General features: G+C 41.2%; 11 protein-coding genes. 5 read left to right on the forward strand and 6 right to left on the reverse strand.

The window, feature by feature from the left end; translation table 11 throughout:
• Positions 1-14 precede the first annotated feature (14 nt).
• Positions 15-1181 carry a metallophosphoesterase gene (locus tag DW640_RS03510; protein ID WP_117577365.1) on the forward strand — a complete coding sequence of 389 codons (1167 nt, stop codon included), beginning with the start codon at positions 15-17 and terminating at the stop codon, positions 1179-1181.
• Here DW640_RS03510 and DW640_RS03515 read toward each other — a convergent pair.
• Positions 1165-4029: an AAA family ATPase gene (locus tag DW640_RS03515; RefSeq protein WP_117577367.1), complete on the reverse strand. Its 2865-nt coding sequence runs from the start codon at positions 4027-4029 to the stop codon at positions 1165-1167. The genes DW640_RS03510 and DW640_RS03515 overlap by 17 nt on opposite strands.
• A complete protein-coding gene (locus DW640_RS03520) occupies positions 4026-5276 on the reverse strand; it encodes an exonuclease SbcCD subunit D C-terminal domain-containing protein (RefSeq protein WP_117577369.1) in 1251 nt (416 codons plus the stop codon). Before DW640_RS03520 ends, DW640_RS03515 begins: the two co-directional genes overlap by 4 nt.
• 119 nt (positions 5277-5395) lie before the next feature.
• On the opposite strand from DW640_RS03520, the gene DW640_RS03525 reads away from it, so the two are divergent.
• Positions 5396-6154, forward strand: coding sequence for a 1-acyl-sn-glycerol-3-phosphate acyltransferase (locus DW640_RS03525; RefSeq protein WP_008760542.1), 759 nt, complete (start codon positions 5396-5398; stop codon positions 6152-6154).
• Positions 6155-6232: 78 nt separating this feature from the next.
• On the opposite strand, the gene DW640_RS03530 is transcribed toward DW640_RS03525, so the two are convergent.
• The 4 genes from DW640_RS03530 to DW640_RS03545 all read right to left on the reverse strand — a co-directional run bounded on the left by DW640_RS03530 (position 6233) and on the right by DW640_RS03545 (position 9817).
• On the reverse strand, positions 6233-6709 hold the full coding sequence (locus DW640_RS03530; RefSeq protein WP_008766207.1) for a polysaccharide deacetylase: 477 nt from the start codon (positions 6707-6709) through the stop codon (positions 6233-6235).
• A gap of 29 nt (positions 6710-6738) precedes the next feature.
• Positions 6739-7122 (reverse strand): DUF3244 domain-containing protein, encoded by a 384-nt coding sequence (locus DW640_RS03535; RefSeq protein ID WP_117577371.1) that lies wholly within the window; start codon positions 7120-7122, stop codon positions 6739-6741.
• 165 nt (positions 7123-7287) lie between these two features.
• Positions 7288-9039: a tetratricopeptide repeat protein gene (locus tag DW640_RS03540; RefSeq protein ID WP_117577406.1), complete on the reverse strand. Its 1752-nt coding sequence runs from the start codon at positions 9037-9039 to the stop codon at positions 7288-7290.
• 43 nt (positions 9040-9082) lie between these two features.
• A complete protein-coding gene (locus DW640_RS03545; RefSeq protein WP_016267953.1) occupies positions 9083-9817 on the reverse strand; it encodes a DUF4369 domain-containing protein in 735 nt (244 codons plus the stop codon).
• 157 nt (positions 9818-9974) lie between these two features.
• Between DW640_RS03545 and DW640_RS03550 the strand changes: the two genes are divergently transcribed.
• From DW640_RS03550 to DW640_RS03560, 3 genes are read left to right on the forward strand one after another with little or no spacing between them, the layout of a single operon-like run.
• Positions 9975-11219, forward strand: coding sequence for an anaerobic sulfatase-maturation protein (locus DW640_RS03550; RefSeq protein ID WP_016267954.1), 1245 nt, complete (start codon positions 9975-9977; stop codon positions 11217-11219).
• Between the two features lie 31 nt (positions 11220-11250).
• Positions 11251-13410 carry a S46 family peptidase gene (locus DW640_RS03555; protein WP_199610210.1) on the forward strand — a complete coding sequence of 720 codons (2160 nt, stop codon included), beginning with the start codon at positions 11251-11253 and terminating at the stop codon, positions 13408-13410.
• Positions 13411-15567, forward strand: a complete 2157-nt coding sequence (locus tag DW640_RS03560) for a S46 family peptidase (RefSeq protein ID WP_117577375.1) — start codon at positions 13411-13413, stop codon at positions 15565-15567.
• The last annotated feature ends 57 nt before the right edge of the window (positions 15568-15624 follow it).

Here is a 15624-nt window from a genome sequence, read left to right on the forward strand (position 1 = left end):
ATATCCGTGCTGTTATGTTGCAACGCCTATTTATATTTTTACTTATTTTCCTTATTCTACCAGACATTTATCTGTATCTCAGATTTATCGTTCATCTGACGGCAAAACGCTGGCTGAGAATCCTCTACTGGCTGCCTGCTTTCCTGTTATCCACAGGATTACTTTATCTGGTTTACTTCTCCAATAACGCCTTTGCCGAACGCCATACACAGGCTATTGGATGGTTTTCCATCTTTTTCTTCCTGTTTACGGCTCCTAAACTATTGCTGTCTCTCTGCACGATTATCGGGGTACCTTTCCACAAATGGCTACGGTGGCCCCGAACTCCCTTTATCTGTACCGGGCTGACATTAGCCGTGATTTCTATCGCAATGATCATCTACGGGTCTTTTATCGGACGCACGCAGTTTGACGTCAAAGAGGTAACTTATTCCTCGCCCAAGCTTCCATCGGCTTTCGATGGATACCGTATTGTCCAGTTATCAGATATTCACATCGGAAGTTGGCAGGGAAATACTTCCGCTATTCAGAAGTTAGTAAAACTGGTGAATGAGCAACAGGCCGATCTTATTGTCTTTACCGGAGATCTGGTTAATCATCGTGCAGTCGAACTAAATGATTTTCAAGATATACTGTCCGGACTGAAAGCCAAAGATGGAGTCTACTCCATTTTAGGAAATCATGATTACGGCCCTTATTTCCGCTGGAAAAGCCAGCAAGAGCAAGACGATAATCTGAATGATCTCCTGCAAAGACAAGCCGCTATGGGCTGGAAGTTATTGAATAATTCTCATACGATTCTGATTCAGGGCAGCGACAGTATCGCCCTTATTGGAGTTGAAAACGAAGGAGAACCGCCTTTCTCCCAATATGCTGACCTCCCCGAAGCGATGCGGGGAACCGAAGGAATGTTCCAGATACTTTTAAGCCATAACCCTACCCACTGGAGACGGGAAGTACTCCCACAAACAGACATCGATTTAATGCTGGCAGGGCATACCCACGCTATGCAGTTAAAATTCGGGAATCATTCTCCTTCCTCTTATATCTATCCCGAATGGAGCGGGATGTATCTGGAAGGGACACGTGGTTTGTACGTAAATGAAGGCATCGGCTATGTCGGACTTCCTTTTCGCTTCGGTGCATGGCCGGAAATAACGGTGCTTACCCTACGACGGTAAGCACGCTTTTTCCATTGATCTTCTTATGTACCTGCACCTGAACTGAAATACGTTCACTCATTTCCTGTACATGGGAAATGACGCCGATTTTCCGTCCCTGCATCTGTAGCTGCTCCAAAGCTTCCATGGCTGTTCTCAGGCTGTCAGCATCCAACGAGCCGAATCCTTCGTCGATAAACAGGGATTCTACTTTCAAATTATTGCTCGAAAGCGAAGATAAGCCCAATGCAAGTGCCAGTGAAATCAAGAAAGATTCACCTCCCGAAAGCGAATATACCGTACGTATCTCGTCACACATATCGCAATCAATCACCTGAAGCGCCAGTGTATCGGGAACTTGCTGTAACTTATACCGTTTGGAAAGATAAGCCAGATGTTTGTTGGCATGAAGCAATAACAGATTTAAAGTATAACTTTGGGCTATGACTTTAAATTTAGCACCGTCGGCACTACCAATCAATTTATTCAATTTAGCCCAACGTACGGCAACTGCCTGTTTTTCGGTAAGTTCTTTGGTTATCTGCTCAAAGATTGTTTTATTCTTTGCCTGCTGCAACAGACGTGCCTCCGCAGTCGACAACGTACGTTCCGTATTAAGATTATCTTCCTGCTGTTTCGCTATAGCCTGAGGAAGCTGTTCCGGAAATTCAATACCTTTCTGTTGCTCCCGAAGTTCTTCAATGACAACGGACAACTGTTTCATTTCTCCCTGCAGGCCGGAAAGATGGTTTTGTACTCCCTCCACTTGTTTACGAGCCTTTTCCAACGCCTCATTCAATTCTTTTTCTCTTCGGGCAACAGCAGCCTCAGCTTCGTCCGCACTCTTCCCTTTTAATAACAAAGAACGTTCCTGTCGGAGTGCATCCAACGCTTTAGCGATCACTTCGAATCTTTGTTGCTCATCAACAGCTGCTTTTTGTAAAATAGCCGACTGTTCTTTAGCGGCTGATACCTTTTGCGCAGCCAAACGACACTGCGAGACATTCTCACGCAGAGCATCACAGTGTGTCCGCAATTTCTTTATTTTCTCATCGTTCTGCTGCCATTCCGCATACAGATGCTGATAAGCTGAAATACGTTCCGCCAACTCATTTAACCGATTCTGTATCTGTTCTTCCTCTCCAGCCGGCAATCCTTCTTGTTGCAAAACGGACAACTGTTCTTTTATCTGTACCTCAGTTGCCCTTTGATGGGTTAAGTCTCGTTGCAGGACAATGCTGCGATTATTTATCTGCTGATAAGCAGACACTGCGGTATTATATTCCTGTTCCATATTCCGGTAAAGAGTATCCACTACCTCTTGTTCCCGATGATAAGGATGTGTCGTACTTCCACAAACCGGACAAGCCTCCCCTTCCTGCAACTGCTGACGCAATGCTTTCACATCCTTTCCTACCGCCATACGGGCATTTTCATAAAGCCGCTGCAAGGCTTTAACTACAGCATCCTGCTCTGCCAACTGCTGTGTACAAGCAGTCACTTCCTTTTCTAGTTTCTCTATATCCTGCTTCGCATTCGATTGTTCTTCAGTCAATTTCTTTATATTCTGCAAGCGCGTCAGTTCTTTTTGAATTTTACCCTGTTCATCTACCAAAGAAGGATAACCGAAAGAATTTAACCGGCCAAGGCGTTCTTCATTCACCTTTGTCCATGTTTCCAGTGTATCCTTTTCCTCATTAAGGATGACTTCAATCTGTTCCAGCTGCAGTGACTCCACATCCGTACGATTCAACAGACGACTCAAAGAATGATAGGAGATCCGTAACTGCTCTACCGCAGATTCAGATTTCTTCTCCTGATCCGCCACCTGCTGACGGGCAGCCTGCAAAATTTGTTGAGACTGTATATACCCCGCCTGCTGCGACTGTATTTGTACATCCAGCTGACGTGCCTTTTTCAGATCCGGCTGTATCGCTTCCCACTGTGCTTTAAAATGAATCAGTCCTTCTTCCTGAACAACCAAAGCATCCTGTAGATTCTTTTGTTTATTCAGTTCCTCCTGCTCTTCCTGCTGCTTTTTCATCCAAAGAGTTTCCTGCGTTTTCAATGAACGGACCACATTCAATTGCGCATTCAGTTCTGCCAGCAATTTAATCCCTGCCGCACGTTTCTCAACTAACTGTTCTTTCTCATTCTGCAAGGTTAAAAGTTCTTCCTCCGGCAACAACTCAATCACACTCATCTTACTTTGAATCATCGTCACCTCTTCTTGTGCAGCCTTATTCCGGGCAAAAATCTCCTGAGAGATGCGGGAATAAACTCCTGTTCCCGTCAATTTCTCCAGTAGTTCCGCTTTCGCTGCCCCTCTGGATTTCAAAAAAGTTGCAAAGTCGTTTTGTGCCAGCAATACGGTACGGGTAAATTGCTCATACGTCAAACCGACCAACTCCACTAACTGTGCCAGCAGTTCTTTCTTCGTTCCCTGAAATTCTTTTTCCGTATCCAGGTCTTTCACCTCCAACACTTGAGGCTGTAAAGAACCGCTCGCCTTATTCCTTGTCCGTCTGACCGACCACCGGGAACGGTATCGATGTCCGTTCACTCCTTGAAAATCGACCTCCGCATATCCGTCACTCGTCCCCCGACGAAGCAGATTTCTCACATCTGACTGATTGATCTGGTTATCTCCCACATCTGCCAGATTGATACTCTCCACCGAAGCCGCAAAACGGGGAGCCTTATCATATAATGCCAGACACAGAGCATCCAACAAAGTCGACTTTCCCGCTCCTGTAGCACCGGAAATTGCAAATATACCAGCCGAAGATAACGGTTCCACCGTAAAATCTATTTCAACACTGCCTTCTATCGAAGTCAGATTCTTCAATCTTATTGCTATAATTTTCATTCTCCTTCCTCCTCTTCTTTACGAGTTGCGGAAATATATGCTTCCTGAAATAAATCAGTCAAGTCTACAGGCATTTCCGTCTGATAAACCTTTTCGAATGCAGATTGAGCAATCTGCAACGGAGACATTTCCTGCAATCCCTTTTTCCAGCCATCAGCCTCCTTTTCCACTCTTTCTTCCTGACGATAAGCAGAAACGATACGTGCCAGACGATATTTCTTACCAGCCAATGCCTCTTCTATTTCCTGACGAAGCATAGGTTCCGGTTCTTCAAGCAAAACCTTGACTTCCAGATAAGGAGCTTCTCCATCCACCTCCGGTAAGTCTCTTATTATTTCTATTATTTTTTCCGGTGAAGCAGCCTCTCCACCCGGCACACTGATAAGAGGTATGGATTGTGGACACTCTATCCTTCTGATATCAACCGCACAGCCTTCATCTAAAGTCACCATCACCACTCCGTGATGATAATGCTTCTCGGCAAAAGACATAGGAATCGGACTTCCGGCATATCTTACATTCTCCCTGCCGGATACCCGCTGTGCTTTATGGATATGTCCCAAAGCCGTATACGCTATCTTTTCCGAAAAAGTATCGGGTGATACACATTCCAAACCACCAATCACTGTCCGTTCGCTATAATCCTTCTCGGCAATCTCTGATCCGGTAGCCTGTAAATGACCGACAGCAAGAATAGCCTGATTCGTTTCCCGGCGTGCCCACAATCTTTGCAAAAGTCGCGCATAAAGTTCTCGAACTCCTTCCATATATGGATTTCCTTCTGTCTCCACTACCGGATAATCTCCCTGCCGCAAAAAAGGAACAGCCATACAAAGTACTTCTGCTTCCCCTTCTCTATTCTTCAATTCTATTGTCAAATGATCATAGTCAATCTCTCCGCCCTCCAATTTGCGCACTACCCCTCTGACTTCCGTCCGCATCGCCTGCAACAAAGGCAGAGGAGCTTCCAAACGCGCCGCAGAGTCATGATTACCGGCAACAATCACAATTTGCAGTTTCGGATTCTCCGCAGTCACCCGATAAATAAACTCATAATATATGCGCTGAGACGCAGCAGAAGGATTGGAAACATCAAACACGTCTCCGGCTATAACCAATGCATCAATCTCGTTTTGTCGGATTTCTTCGGCCAGCCAATCAAGAAAAGCCTTATGTTCTTCCGCGCGGTCGTAACCAAAAAATGTCTGTCCTAAATGCCAATCGGCAGTATGTAGTATACGTATCATATCATTATCTGTCTATAACAGAAGACAAAAATAACATAATCGCAAAGATTATGTTGTATCCTACTGCTTTTTTTACCAATAATCATGTATCTTTGCATATATATAAAAATAAACTCCCCATGAAGATACTATATTATATTTATCAAATTTGTATTGCTTTACCTATCCTATTGGTATTGACTATTCTTACAGCGATTGTCACCATTGTAGGCTCTTTACTAGGAGGAGCTCATTTCTGGGGATACTATCCGGGCAAAATATGGTCACAACTCATCTGTCTTTTTCTGTTGATTCCTGTAAAGATTCACGGTCGTGAAAAATTACACGGGAAGACCTCTTATATCTTTGTGCCGAATCATCAGGGATCCTTCGATATTTTTCTTATTTATGGATTCATCGGAAGAAATTTCAAGTGGATGATGAAAAAAAGCCTGCGTAAGATACCATTTGTAGGAAAAGCATGTGAAAGTGCAGGACACATTTTTGTAGACCGGTCCGGTCCCAAAAAAGTACTGGAGACCATTCGGCAAGCAAAAGATTCGCTGAAAGACGGGGTATCCTTAGTCGTTTTTCCCGAAGGAGCACGTACTTTCACCGGACACATGGGATATTTCAAAAAAGGGGCGTTTCAATTGGCAGATGACTTGCAGCTGGCAGTTGTTCCCGTTACAATCGACGGTTCTTTTGAAATCCTGCCACGTACAGGCAAATGGATACATCGCCATCGCATGATTCTGACCATTCATGACCCTATTCCTCCTAAAGGAAAAGGTATGGAAAACATAAAAGCTACTATGGCAGAGGCTTATGCTGCTGTTGAGAGTGCACTTCCTGAAAAGCATAAAGGAATGATCACAAACGAAGACCAGGATCGGTAAGAAACGAAATGCGGGGATACTCACGCACCCCCGCATACCTAACCAGTCTTTATGCATTAATCTATTAAATCAAAAAGTCTATATATTATGTAGAAATCTTATTGTCTGGTTAGACATCATTTGCAATTCCTGGAATGTCAAAGCAAATCCTCTTCTTATTTCTTCTTCTAATCGCTCTAAAGAGAAGTACTCTGCTTTTATTCCATTGATTTTGCCTCTAAAATAATTATTGTATTGTTCATGCAATGTATCTGGAGTAACTAAACCTCCAAAACCATATTCCCCCACTACAATAACCGGTTTTCGTTGTAATACCCCTTCATAGGCTATACCCCTTGCGCCAATGATAAGCCCAGCCTCATTTACAGCTTCACTTATCTCCTCGTCAGAAAAGATATATCTCACCTGATACTCTTGTATTGTATCTAATAGAATACTTACTCTCAATTTTGCACGGGGACAATCAATCCCGACTGCAATAGAAGAATTATATTCAATAGATTGCTGTTTGTCACCTTCCCAAGTGCCAATAGCAACTGTATGATGACTATTCATTATATAAAAGTTAAGGTCTAGTTCCTTATTTACTCTATTACTAGTTCTCCGTATACGTATCCGCCTCCGGCGACTTTAAATTCTAGTTTATAAACGCCCGGAGCCCATCCTTCTATAGAGAAAGAAGTTGTTTGTCCAGGAGCCGTTACCTGACAGACTTCCTGTACTTGTCCATCCACTAGTATTTTCACTTCGCCCAAAGGAACTGTGAAAATGATTTCTACAATATTATCATCTGTAGAAACAGACGCACTAATAGGTATTACAGGAATAGAACGATGAGTAGTAGTTGGGACTTCTCCCTTTAACACAACAGGCAATTTTCTCTCTACCCGATCCGTACTCTCAATAGCAATCATATTTCCTGCAATAAATAATGCAGCTAAAAAAGATAAAATAAAACGTACTTTCATAACTATATTGCTTTTTTGTTTCGCCAAAAGTACGGTATGTATTCGAAAAAACAAAAAAATCAACCCGGACAAATTACGAGAGAGAATAATCAAATAACCACCTATTAATCAAATTATTAAGAAGATATCATTTAACATTTACCCGGACAATCCATTTTTTATTTCTCAGAATTCTTTCAAAAAAGTGTCTAAATCATCTTGTGGAGAAACACCTAATCGACCTTTTAACCGACCTTTTGCCCTAGTTACAGAATCAGAAGTAGTATGAAAAATGCAACTCAACTCTTCATGAGTCAAACCGAATTTAAGAAAACAGCAAATCTCAAGATCATGTTTTGTTAAAGTTGGAGCTCTTTCCAATAACCTAGTAACATAATTCCAATACATCAGATCAAATAGGCTGAATAGTTTTTGCCTCTCTTCATTTGATAGTTTACCTCTTAATGTACCTTCTTTTATAGCTAATAAAAGCCGAAAAGCATGGATAAATGAGCTAGAAGATGTTCCAACATTTAATTCACCTCCCAATTCTTTCAAATGTTCCGACAATGTTTTATTCTGCATTGTCAATAGTATAATCTTCCCATTAAGTTCTCCTACTTTTGTGCGGTTTTCTTCTAACATCAAATTCTCCTTTAATACTTGATCTTTTGATATTTGAATATCTTCAATTTCCTGTTGATATCGTTCTATTTCTTCTTCATTCTCTCGAATCTGCGATTCAATCTCAGCTATTTTCTTTTTATTATTCCGATTTTTATAATAATAATAGCACATACAAGCAACAACAATCAAGAAAGCAATCATCCCCCATAACATAAAATTCGTATATCGTACCTTCATTTGTAAATTGTCATTCTGTAGTTTTTCATTCTCATATTTCTTCTGTAGACTTGCTATTAAATCTCGAGAATTAAGTTCTTCCATAGCATTAGTTATAGAATCGGCTAATTCATGGTAGACTATTGCCTCTTCAAAATTATCAATATCTTTTTCTAGAAAATACAAACAATCAAATGCACTAATTTGCGTATATGCCTTAGAAGATTTAGCACTCATCTTTAAATATTTTCTAGCATCTTCGGTCTGTCCCATTTGCATATACAAATATCCCAAAGACAAGCATTCCATATATTTTTTCTCTTCATCAGTTTCTTTTTCATAAGCAGCTAAAAAATAACGTTCCGCTTCCGATAATTCTTGCATAGAACGATATAAAATACCCAATTCATGCAAAATTGAAATTTCAGACAAATTCTTTTTTACGGCTATTTCCAAAGCATTATTGTAATAATAAGAACAGCTATCCCACTGAGATTTAAACAAATAAACTCTAGCAATATTTTGACTAACACTAATAATCCCAAGAGAATCCTTCAGCCGTATATGGGTATCCAATGCTCCTCGAAAATTGGATAAAGCATCATCAAATAGCTCCTGCCTTCGGTTAATCATGCCTATTTCTTCAAGAATCAATGCCAACATCTTATGATCCTTAGTTCTCTCATAAACATCTTTAGCCGCAAGAAAAGATTTCAAGGCTTCTTCCTCCTTATCCAATTCAAGCATAACTCTTCCATGATAAAATAGAGCCTTTGCATACATTACTGGGGAGGTCTGAGTTTTTGTATAGTAATTCAAAGCTAATGCAATCAACGAATCCGAACTAAACTTCATATAATTCTTATCCATTGCCTGCGTCATCAGAAGAGCATAAGTCGCCTGTGACTCGCCCCACAATTTTTCAGGTTCAGGAATACCTTTTAATAGATTTAGAGCACTATCCGGACAGAGATCCATACACTTTTCCACTTTTGAAAAAGTCATGTTGAGAGCGTCCATATCTCTATGACAGGAAACTATCAAAAAAGAAAGAATAAAGAAAAAAGCAATACGAATAGAAAAGGACGTTTTCATCTTATCTTGAGTTTTATGCAAAAATACGCAAAAAACTCAAGATTTATTTCTTCGGACCTACATTTTGTTGCATCCGTTGATGTTCTTCTATCAACTGCATGTTCTCTTTGGCCTTCGTCAAGAACTCTCGCACCATCTTATTACTCTTAAAAGAATAGGGAGCATCCTTTATTATATCATCTATTTGTGGAGTCATAATAGGATATGGCAAAGAGCTGCAAAGCATTATAAAGACATTAGGTCCTAATACATTTTCATAATTATCCGAGATGAAAGTCTTGACATATTGATTCATCGCTTTCATCAGTGAATCTCCTTCTGCAAGTAACTGTTCATGAACTTCTTCCAGATCAGCACCATCCATCACCATACGGGTTTCTTTTCTTTCCAGTTCACCGATACTTTCTTCCATTGCATTCTTCTTTGCAATAAAGTCATACAATGCTGTGTTCAAAGGAGTTCCAACCGCTTTGAGATCGGTATTGCTAATAGTAATAACGATCTTGCCACTTTCCAACACAACCGGCATGACACTTTCGTCATCCATATAAAGTGTTGTCATTTGTACAGAATCGATTTTCCCTTTCATTGAAAATGATCCATGTACTACCTCAGCCGAGTCCAGTTTTGTCCATTCTCCATCCCTCAAAGTCTTCAGATATAACATTTTTCCATCCAGACCATTTACTGAAGATGTTCCTTCTATCTTATACTTATGAGTACACGAAGCTAGAAAGGGAAGCAAAAGCACAAAAGGCAAAATCTTATTCACGTTCATTGTTTCATTAAATTCTGGGTACAAAGGTACAACTGATTCGGACTTAAAAGAAACATTTTATCAATATTTAAAACTTGTAAGACTCTTTTCTTTAATAATCCTTATAAACAGAGGTGGGAGATCATTTTTTTCATTTAGTTTATCTAAATTTGCAGTCATGAAAGCAACAACTTATGCACCTTTTGCCAAACCGCTTTATGTCATGGTAAAGCCCGTGGGAGCCGTATGTAATCTCGCATGCGAATACTGCTATTATTTGGAAAAGGCGAACCTATACAAAGAAAACCCCAAACATGTAATGAGCGATGAACTACTGGAAAAGTTTATCGACGAGTATATCAGTTCTCAAACAATGCCTCAAGTGCTTTTTACCTGGCACGGTGGAGAAACGCTGATGCGTCCGCTTTCTTTTTATAAAAAGGCGATGGAACTGCAAAAGAAATACGCCCGCGGACGTACGATTGACAATTGTATCCAGACGAATGGGACCTTACTCACAGACGAATGGTGCGAGTTCTTCCGTGAAAACAACTGGCTGGTAGGGGTTTCTATTGATGGCCCGCAAGAGTTTCATGACGAATACCGCAAGAACAAAATGGGCAAACCTTCTTTCGTCAAAGTGATGCAAGGGATTAATCTCCTGAAAAAACATGGAGTAGAATGGAACGCTATGGCTGTTGTGAACGATTTCAATGCCGAATATCCATTAGACTTTTATAATTTCTTCAAAGAAATAGATTGCCATTATATCCAGTTCGCCCCGATTGTTGAACGCATTGTTTCACATCAGGACGGTCGTCATCTTGCCTCTCTGGCAGAAGGTAAAGAAGGAGCATTGGCTGATTTCTCCATAAGTCCGGAACAATGGGGCAACTTTCTCTGTACAATTTTTGATGAATGGGTAAAAGAAGATGTGGGCAAATTCTTCATACAGATATTCGATTCTACATTGGCTAACTGGATGGGTGAGCAACCGGGCGTATGTACAATGGCGAAGCATTGCGGACATGCCGGCGTTATGGAATTCAACGGAGACGTATACTCTTGTGACCACTTCGTATTCCCGGAATATAAATTGGGAAATATCTATAGCCAGACTTTGGTGGAAATGATGCATAGTGAACGACAGCATAACTTCGGGACAATGAAATACCAATCACTCCCAACACAATGCAAGGAGTGCGACTTTCTATTTGCCTGCAACGGAGAATGTCCAAAGAACCGCTTCAGTCGGACAGCGGACGGCGAACCCGGTCTGAACTATTTGTGCAAAGGATATTACCAATACTTTCAGCATGTAGCTCCCTATATGGATTTCATGAAAAAAGAATTAATGAATCAACAGGCTCCTGCCAACATCATGAAAGCACTAAAAGACGGAAGTTTAAAAATAGAATATTAACATCATAATTTATAATTGTTATCATAAAGTAATGAACAGACTAAGACTTTATTTATTAGCGCTGACAGCGCTGCTGGTATGTACCGTAAAAGCGGACGAAGGTATGTGGTTATTGCAACTAATGCAACAGCAACATTCCATAGATATGATGAAGAAGCAAGGATTAAAACTGGAAGCCCAGGATTTATATAATCCCAATGGTGTCTCTTTGAAAGATGCAGTCGGTATATTCGGAGGAGGATGTACGGGAGAAATCATTTCACCGGAAGGCTTGATCCTAACTAACCATCACTGCGGTTATTCTTCTATCCAGCAACACAGTAGTGTAGAACACGATTATCTGACAGATGGTTTTTGGGCTACATCCAGAGATCAGGAACTTCCTACTCCGGGATTAAAGTTCACCTTCATCGAACGTATCGAAGATATAACAGATGTTGTGAATGCTAAAATCGCTGCCAAAGAGATTACAGAATCTCAGTCATTCACCGGTGCTTTCCTTGAAGGACTGGCTAAAGAACTCTATGAGAAAAGTGACCTGAAAGATAAGAAAGGAATTGTACCGCAAGCCCTTCCTTTCTACGCAGGAAACAAATTCTACCTGTTCTACAAGAAAATATATCCGGATGTACGTATGGTTGCCGCTCCTCCTTCTTCTGTAGGTAAATTCGGTGGCGAAACAGACAACTGGATGTGGCCCCGTCATACCGGTGACTTCTCCATGTTCCGTATCTATGCAGATGCCAACGGAGAGCCGGCTGAATACAGCGCAAGCAATACTCCGCTGAAAACGAAGAAACATCTGTCAATCTCCATCAAAGGTTTAAAAGAAGGAGACTATGCAATGATCATGGGATTCCCCGGAAGAACCAGCCGTTATCTGACTGTGTCAGAAGTAAAAGAACGAATGGAATCAACCAATGAACCGCGTATCCGCATTCGTGGTGCACGCCTGGCTGTTTTGAAAGAAGTGATGAACGCCAGCGATAAAATCCGTATTCAGTATGCAAACAAATATGCAGGCTCCAGTAACTACTGGAAAAACTCTATCGGAATGAACAAAGCGATCATTGACAATGACGTATTGGGCACTAAAGCAGAACAGGAAGCTAAATTTGCTGAATTTGCAAAGGCACAAAACAATACCGAATATGCCAATGTTGTGAAAAAGATCGATGATCTGGTAGCACAAACAGCCCCTCTCAATTATCAACTGACTTGCCTGACTGAAGTTTTCTTCGGAGCTATCGAATTTGGTAACTCAATGTTAACTAAAACACGGGAAGCTTTGGTTGATAAAAACGACTCTCTGATCAAAGTTCGTCTGGAAGGTCTGAAAGAAAACTTCAAAAGCATCCATAACAAAGACTATGATCATGAAGTAGACCGCAAAGTAGCTAAAGTACTGCTTCCTCTCTATGCAGAAATGATTCCGGCAAACCAACGCCCTGCTATCTATAAAGTGATTGAACAGAAATATAAAGGAGACTACAATAAGTTCGTAGACGACATGTACGACAAGTCTATTTTTGCTAATCAGACTAACTTTGATAAATTCCTCAAAAAGCCGACAGTAAAAGCTATTGATGAGGATCTGGCTTTGCAATATGCCCAATCCAAATACGATCAATACGGTAATCTCCTTGATCAGCTAAAAGAGCTGGACAAAGAACTTGCTCTGCTCCACAAAACTTACATCCGCGGTTTAGGCGAAATGAAATTACCTGTTCCTTCATATCCGGACGCAAACTTCACCATTCGCCTAACCTATGGTAACGTAAAACCATATGATCCGAAAGATGGTGTACACTATAACTATTACACAACAACAAAAGGTATTCTTGAAAAAGAAAATCCGGAAGACCGCGAATTTGTGGTACCAGCCAAGTTGAAAGAACTTATAGAAAAGAAAGACTACGGTCGTTATGCATTACCTAACGGTGATATGCCTGTCTGCTTCCTGTCAACCAATGACATTACCGGTGGTAACTCCGGTAGTCCGGTATTGAACGAAAACGGAGAATTGATCGGCTGTGCATTCGATGGCAACTGGGAATCTCTGAGTGGTGATATTAACTTTGATAACAACCTGCAACGCTGTATCAATCTTGATATCCGCTACGTCCTGTTTATCCTTGAGAAATTAGGAAACTGCGGCCATCTGATTAATGAAATGACTATCGTAGAATAAATGAGAAAACAAATTATATTTGCTATTTTTTCACTGGCAACTCTTAGCATCCACGCCGATGAAGGTATGTGGATGCTAACTGACCTGAAAGCACAAAATGCAGTTGCCATGCGGGAACTCGGTCTGGAGATTCCTGTTGAAGAGGTATACAATGCCAATGGCCTCTCTCTGAAAGATGCTGTTGTACACTTCGGTGGCGGATGTACCGGAGAAGTCATTTCTTCTGAAGGACTGGTACTCACCAATCATCATTGTGGTTACGGAGCTATCCAACAACATAGTAACGTAGAGCATGATTACCTGACAGAAGGATTCTGGGCTATGAACCGTGATGCAGAACTTCCCACACCGGGATTGACCGTCACTTTTATTGACCGTATCCTTGATGTAACCAGTTACGTAACCGATCAGTTGAAGAAAGATGAAGATCCGAACGGTACTAATTATCTGTCGCCAAGCTACCTGAGCAAAGTAGCAGAACGCTTCGCCAAAGATGAAAATATAGAAGTCACTCCTGCAACCAAACTTGAACTTAAAGCTTTTTACGGAGGAAATAAATATTATATGTTTGTAAAGACCGTATACAGCGATATCCGCATGGTAGGTGCTCCTCCCTCTTCTATCGGTAAATTCGGAGCCGACACAGACAACTGGATGTGGCCCCGCCATACCGGAGATTTTTCCCTCTTCCGTATCTATGCTGATAAAAATGGGAAACCTGCCGCATATTCTAAAGACAATGTTCCTTTGCAGGTAAAAAAACATTTGAAAATCAGCATTGCCGGAGTACAGGAAGGTGACTTCACCTTTGTTATGGGATTCCCGGGACGCAACTGGCGATATATGATTTCTGACGAAGTGGAAGAGCGTATGCAGACTACCAACTTTATGCGTCAACATGTACGTGGGGCCCGTCAGAAAGTTCTGATGGAGCAGATGCTGAAAGATCCTGCCGTACGAATCCATTATGCAAGTAAGTATGCATCTTCAGCCAATTACTGGAAAAATGCAATTGGTATGAACGAAGGATTAGTACGTCTCAAAGTACTGGATACCAAGCGTAAGCAACAAGAAGAACTCTTGGCCCGTGGCCGCGAAAAAGGTGATGATTCTTATCAGAAGGCATTTGATGAAATACGTTCTATCGTTGCTCATCGACGGGATGCACTCTATCACCAGCAAGCCCTTAACGAAGCACTTGTCACAGCACTTGACTTTATGCGCCTCCCTTCTACAACAGAAATGGTCACTGCCCTTAAGTCAAAAAACAAAGAACAAATAAAAACAGCTACCGAAAATCTGAAACAAGCCGGTGAAAAATACTTTGCCTCCATTCCCTTCCCGGAAGTAGAGCGAATGGTTGCCAAAACCATGCTGCAAACTTATGCCAATTACATTCCGGAGGAACAACGAATCAATATTTTCGAGATCATAAACTCACGTTTCAAAGGAAATATAGATTCATTTGTAGATGCTTGTTTTGAATATTCGATTTTTGGTAATCCCAAAAACTTTGAAAAGTTTATTAAAAAGCCAAGCTTATATAAGATAGGTCATGACTGGATGGTACTTTTCAAATACTCCATCACAGATGGAATATTGAAAACTGCCATTGCCATGAAAGAGGCCAATCAGAACTACGACGCTGCTCATAAGGTATGGGTAAAAGGAATGATGGACATGAGACAGGAAAAAGGAATGCCTATCTATCCGGACGCCAACTCAACCTTACGACTGACTTACGGACAGGTACTTCCTTACGAACCTGCCGACGGAGTAGTTTATGATGCTCATACTACACTCAAAGGAGTTATGGAGAAAGAAGATCCAGGAAACTGGGAATTTGTAGTTCCGCAGAAGTTGAAGGAACTATATAAAGCCAGAGACTATGGACGCTATGGTAAAGACGGTGAAATGCCTGTCTGCTTTATTGTTAATACTGATAATACAGGAGGAAACTCCGGCAGTCCGGTATTCAATATCAAAGGACAACTAGTGGGCACAGCTTTCGACCGCAACTATGAAGGTCTGACCGGAGACATCGCTTTCCGCCCCTCCTCACAACGTGCCGCCTGTGTAGATATCCGCTATACCTTATTTATTATCGATAAATATGCAGGAGCCTCCCACATTATTGATGAACTGAGTATTGAATAAATGGATAATGAAAAATGGATAATGGAAAGTCCCTATGTAGGGTGACATTTCCATTAT

Source organism: Bacteroides sp. AM23-12 (assembly GCF_003434395.1).
Taxonomy (GTDB): Bacteria; Bacteroidota; Bacteroidia; order Bacteroidales; family Bacteroidaceae; genus Bacteroides; species Bacteroides thetaiotaomicron.

What these genes read in the sequence shown, in the direction of transcription:
- DW640_RS03510 (WP_117577365.1), top strand. Translation starts at nt 15, where the DNA reads ATGTTGCAACGCCTATTTATATTTTTACTTATTTTCCTTATTCTACCA.
- DW640_RS03515 (WP_117577367.1), bottom strand. Translation starts at nt 4,029, where the DNA reads ATGAAAATTATAGCAATAAGATTGAAGAATCTGACTTCGATAGAAGGC.
- DW640_RS03520 (WP_117577369.1), bottom strand. Translation starts at nt 5,276, where the DNA reads ATGATACGTATACTACATACTGCCGATTGGCATTTAGGACAGACATTT.
- DW640_RS03525 (WP_008760542.1), top strand. Translation starts at nt 5,396, where the DNA reads ATGAAGATACTATATTATATTTATCAAATTTGTATTGCTTTACCTATC.
- DW640_RS03530 (WP_008766207.1), bottom strand. Translation starts at nt 6,709, where the DNA reads ATGAATAGTCATCATACAGTTGCTATTGGCACTTGGGAAGGTGACAAA.
- DW640_RS03535 (WP_117577371.1), bottom strand. Translation starts at nt 7,122, where the DNA reads ATGAAAGTACGTTTTATTTTATCTTTTTTAGCTGCATTATTTATTGCA.
- DW640_RS03540 (WP_117577406.1), bottom strand. Translation starts at nt 9,039, where the DNA reads ATGAAAACGTCCTTTTCTATTCGTATTGCTTTTTTCTTTATTCTTTCT.
- DW640_RS03545 (WP_016267953.1), bottom strand. Translation starts at nt 9,817, where the DNA reads ATGAACGTGAATAAGATTTTGCCTTTTGTGCTTTTGCTTCCCTTTCTA.
- DW640_RS03550 (WP_016267954.1), top strand. Translation starts at nt 9,975, where the DNA reads ATGAAAGCAACAACTTATGCACCTTTTGCCAAACCGCTTTATGTCATG.
- DW640_RS03555 (WP_199610210.1), top strand. Translation starts at nt 11,251, where the DNA reads ATGAACAGACTAAGACTTTATTTATTAGCGCTGACAGCGCTGCTGGTA.
- DW640_RS03560 (WP_117577375.1), top strand. Translation starts at nt 13,411, where the DNA reads ATGAGAAAACAAATTATATTTGCTATTTTTTCACTGGCAACTCTTAGC.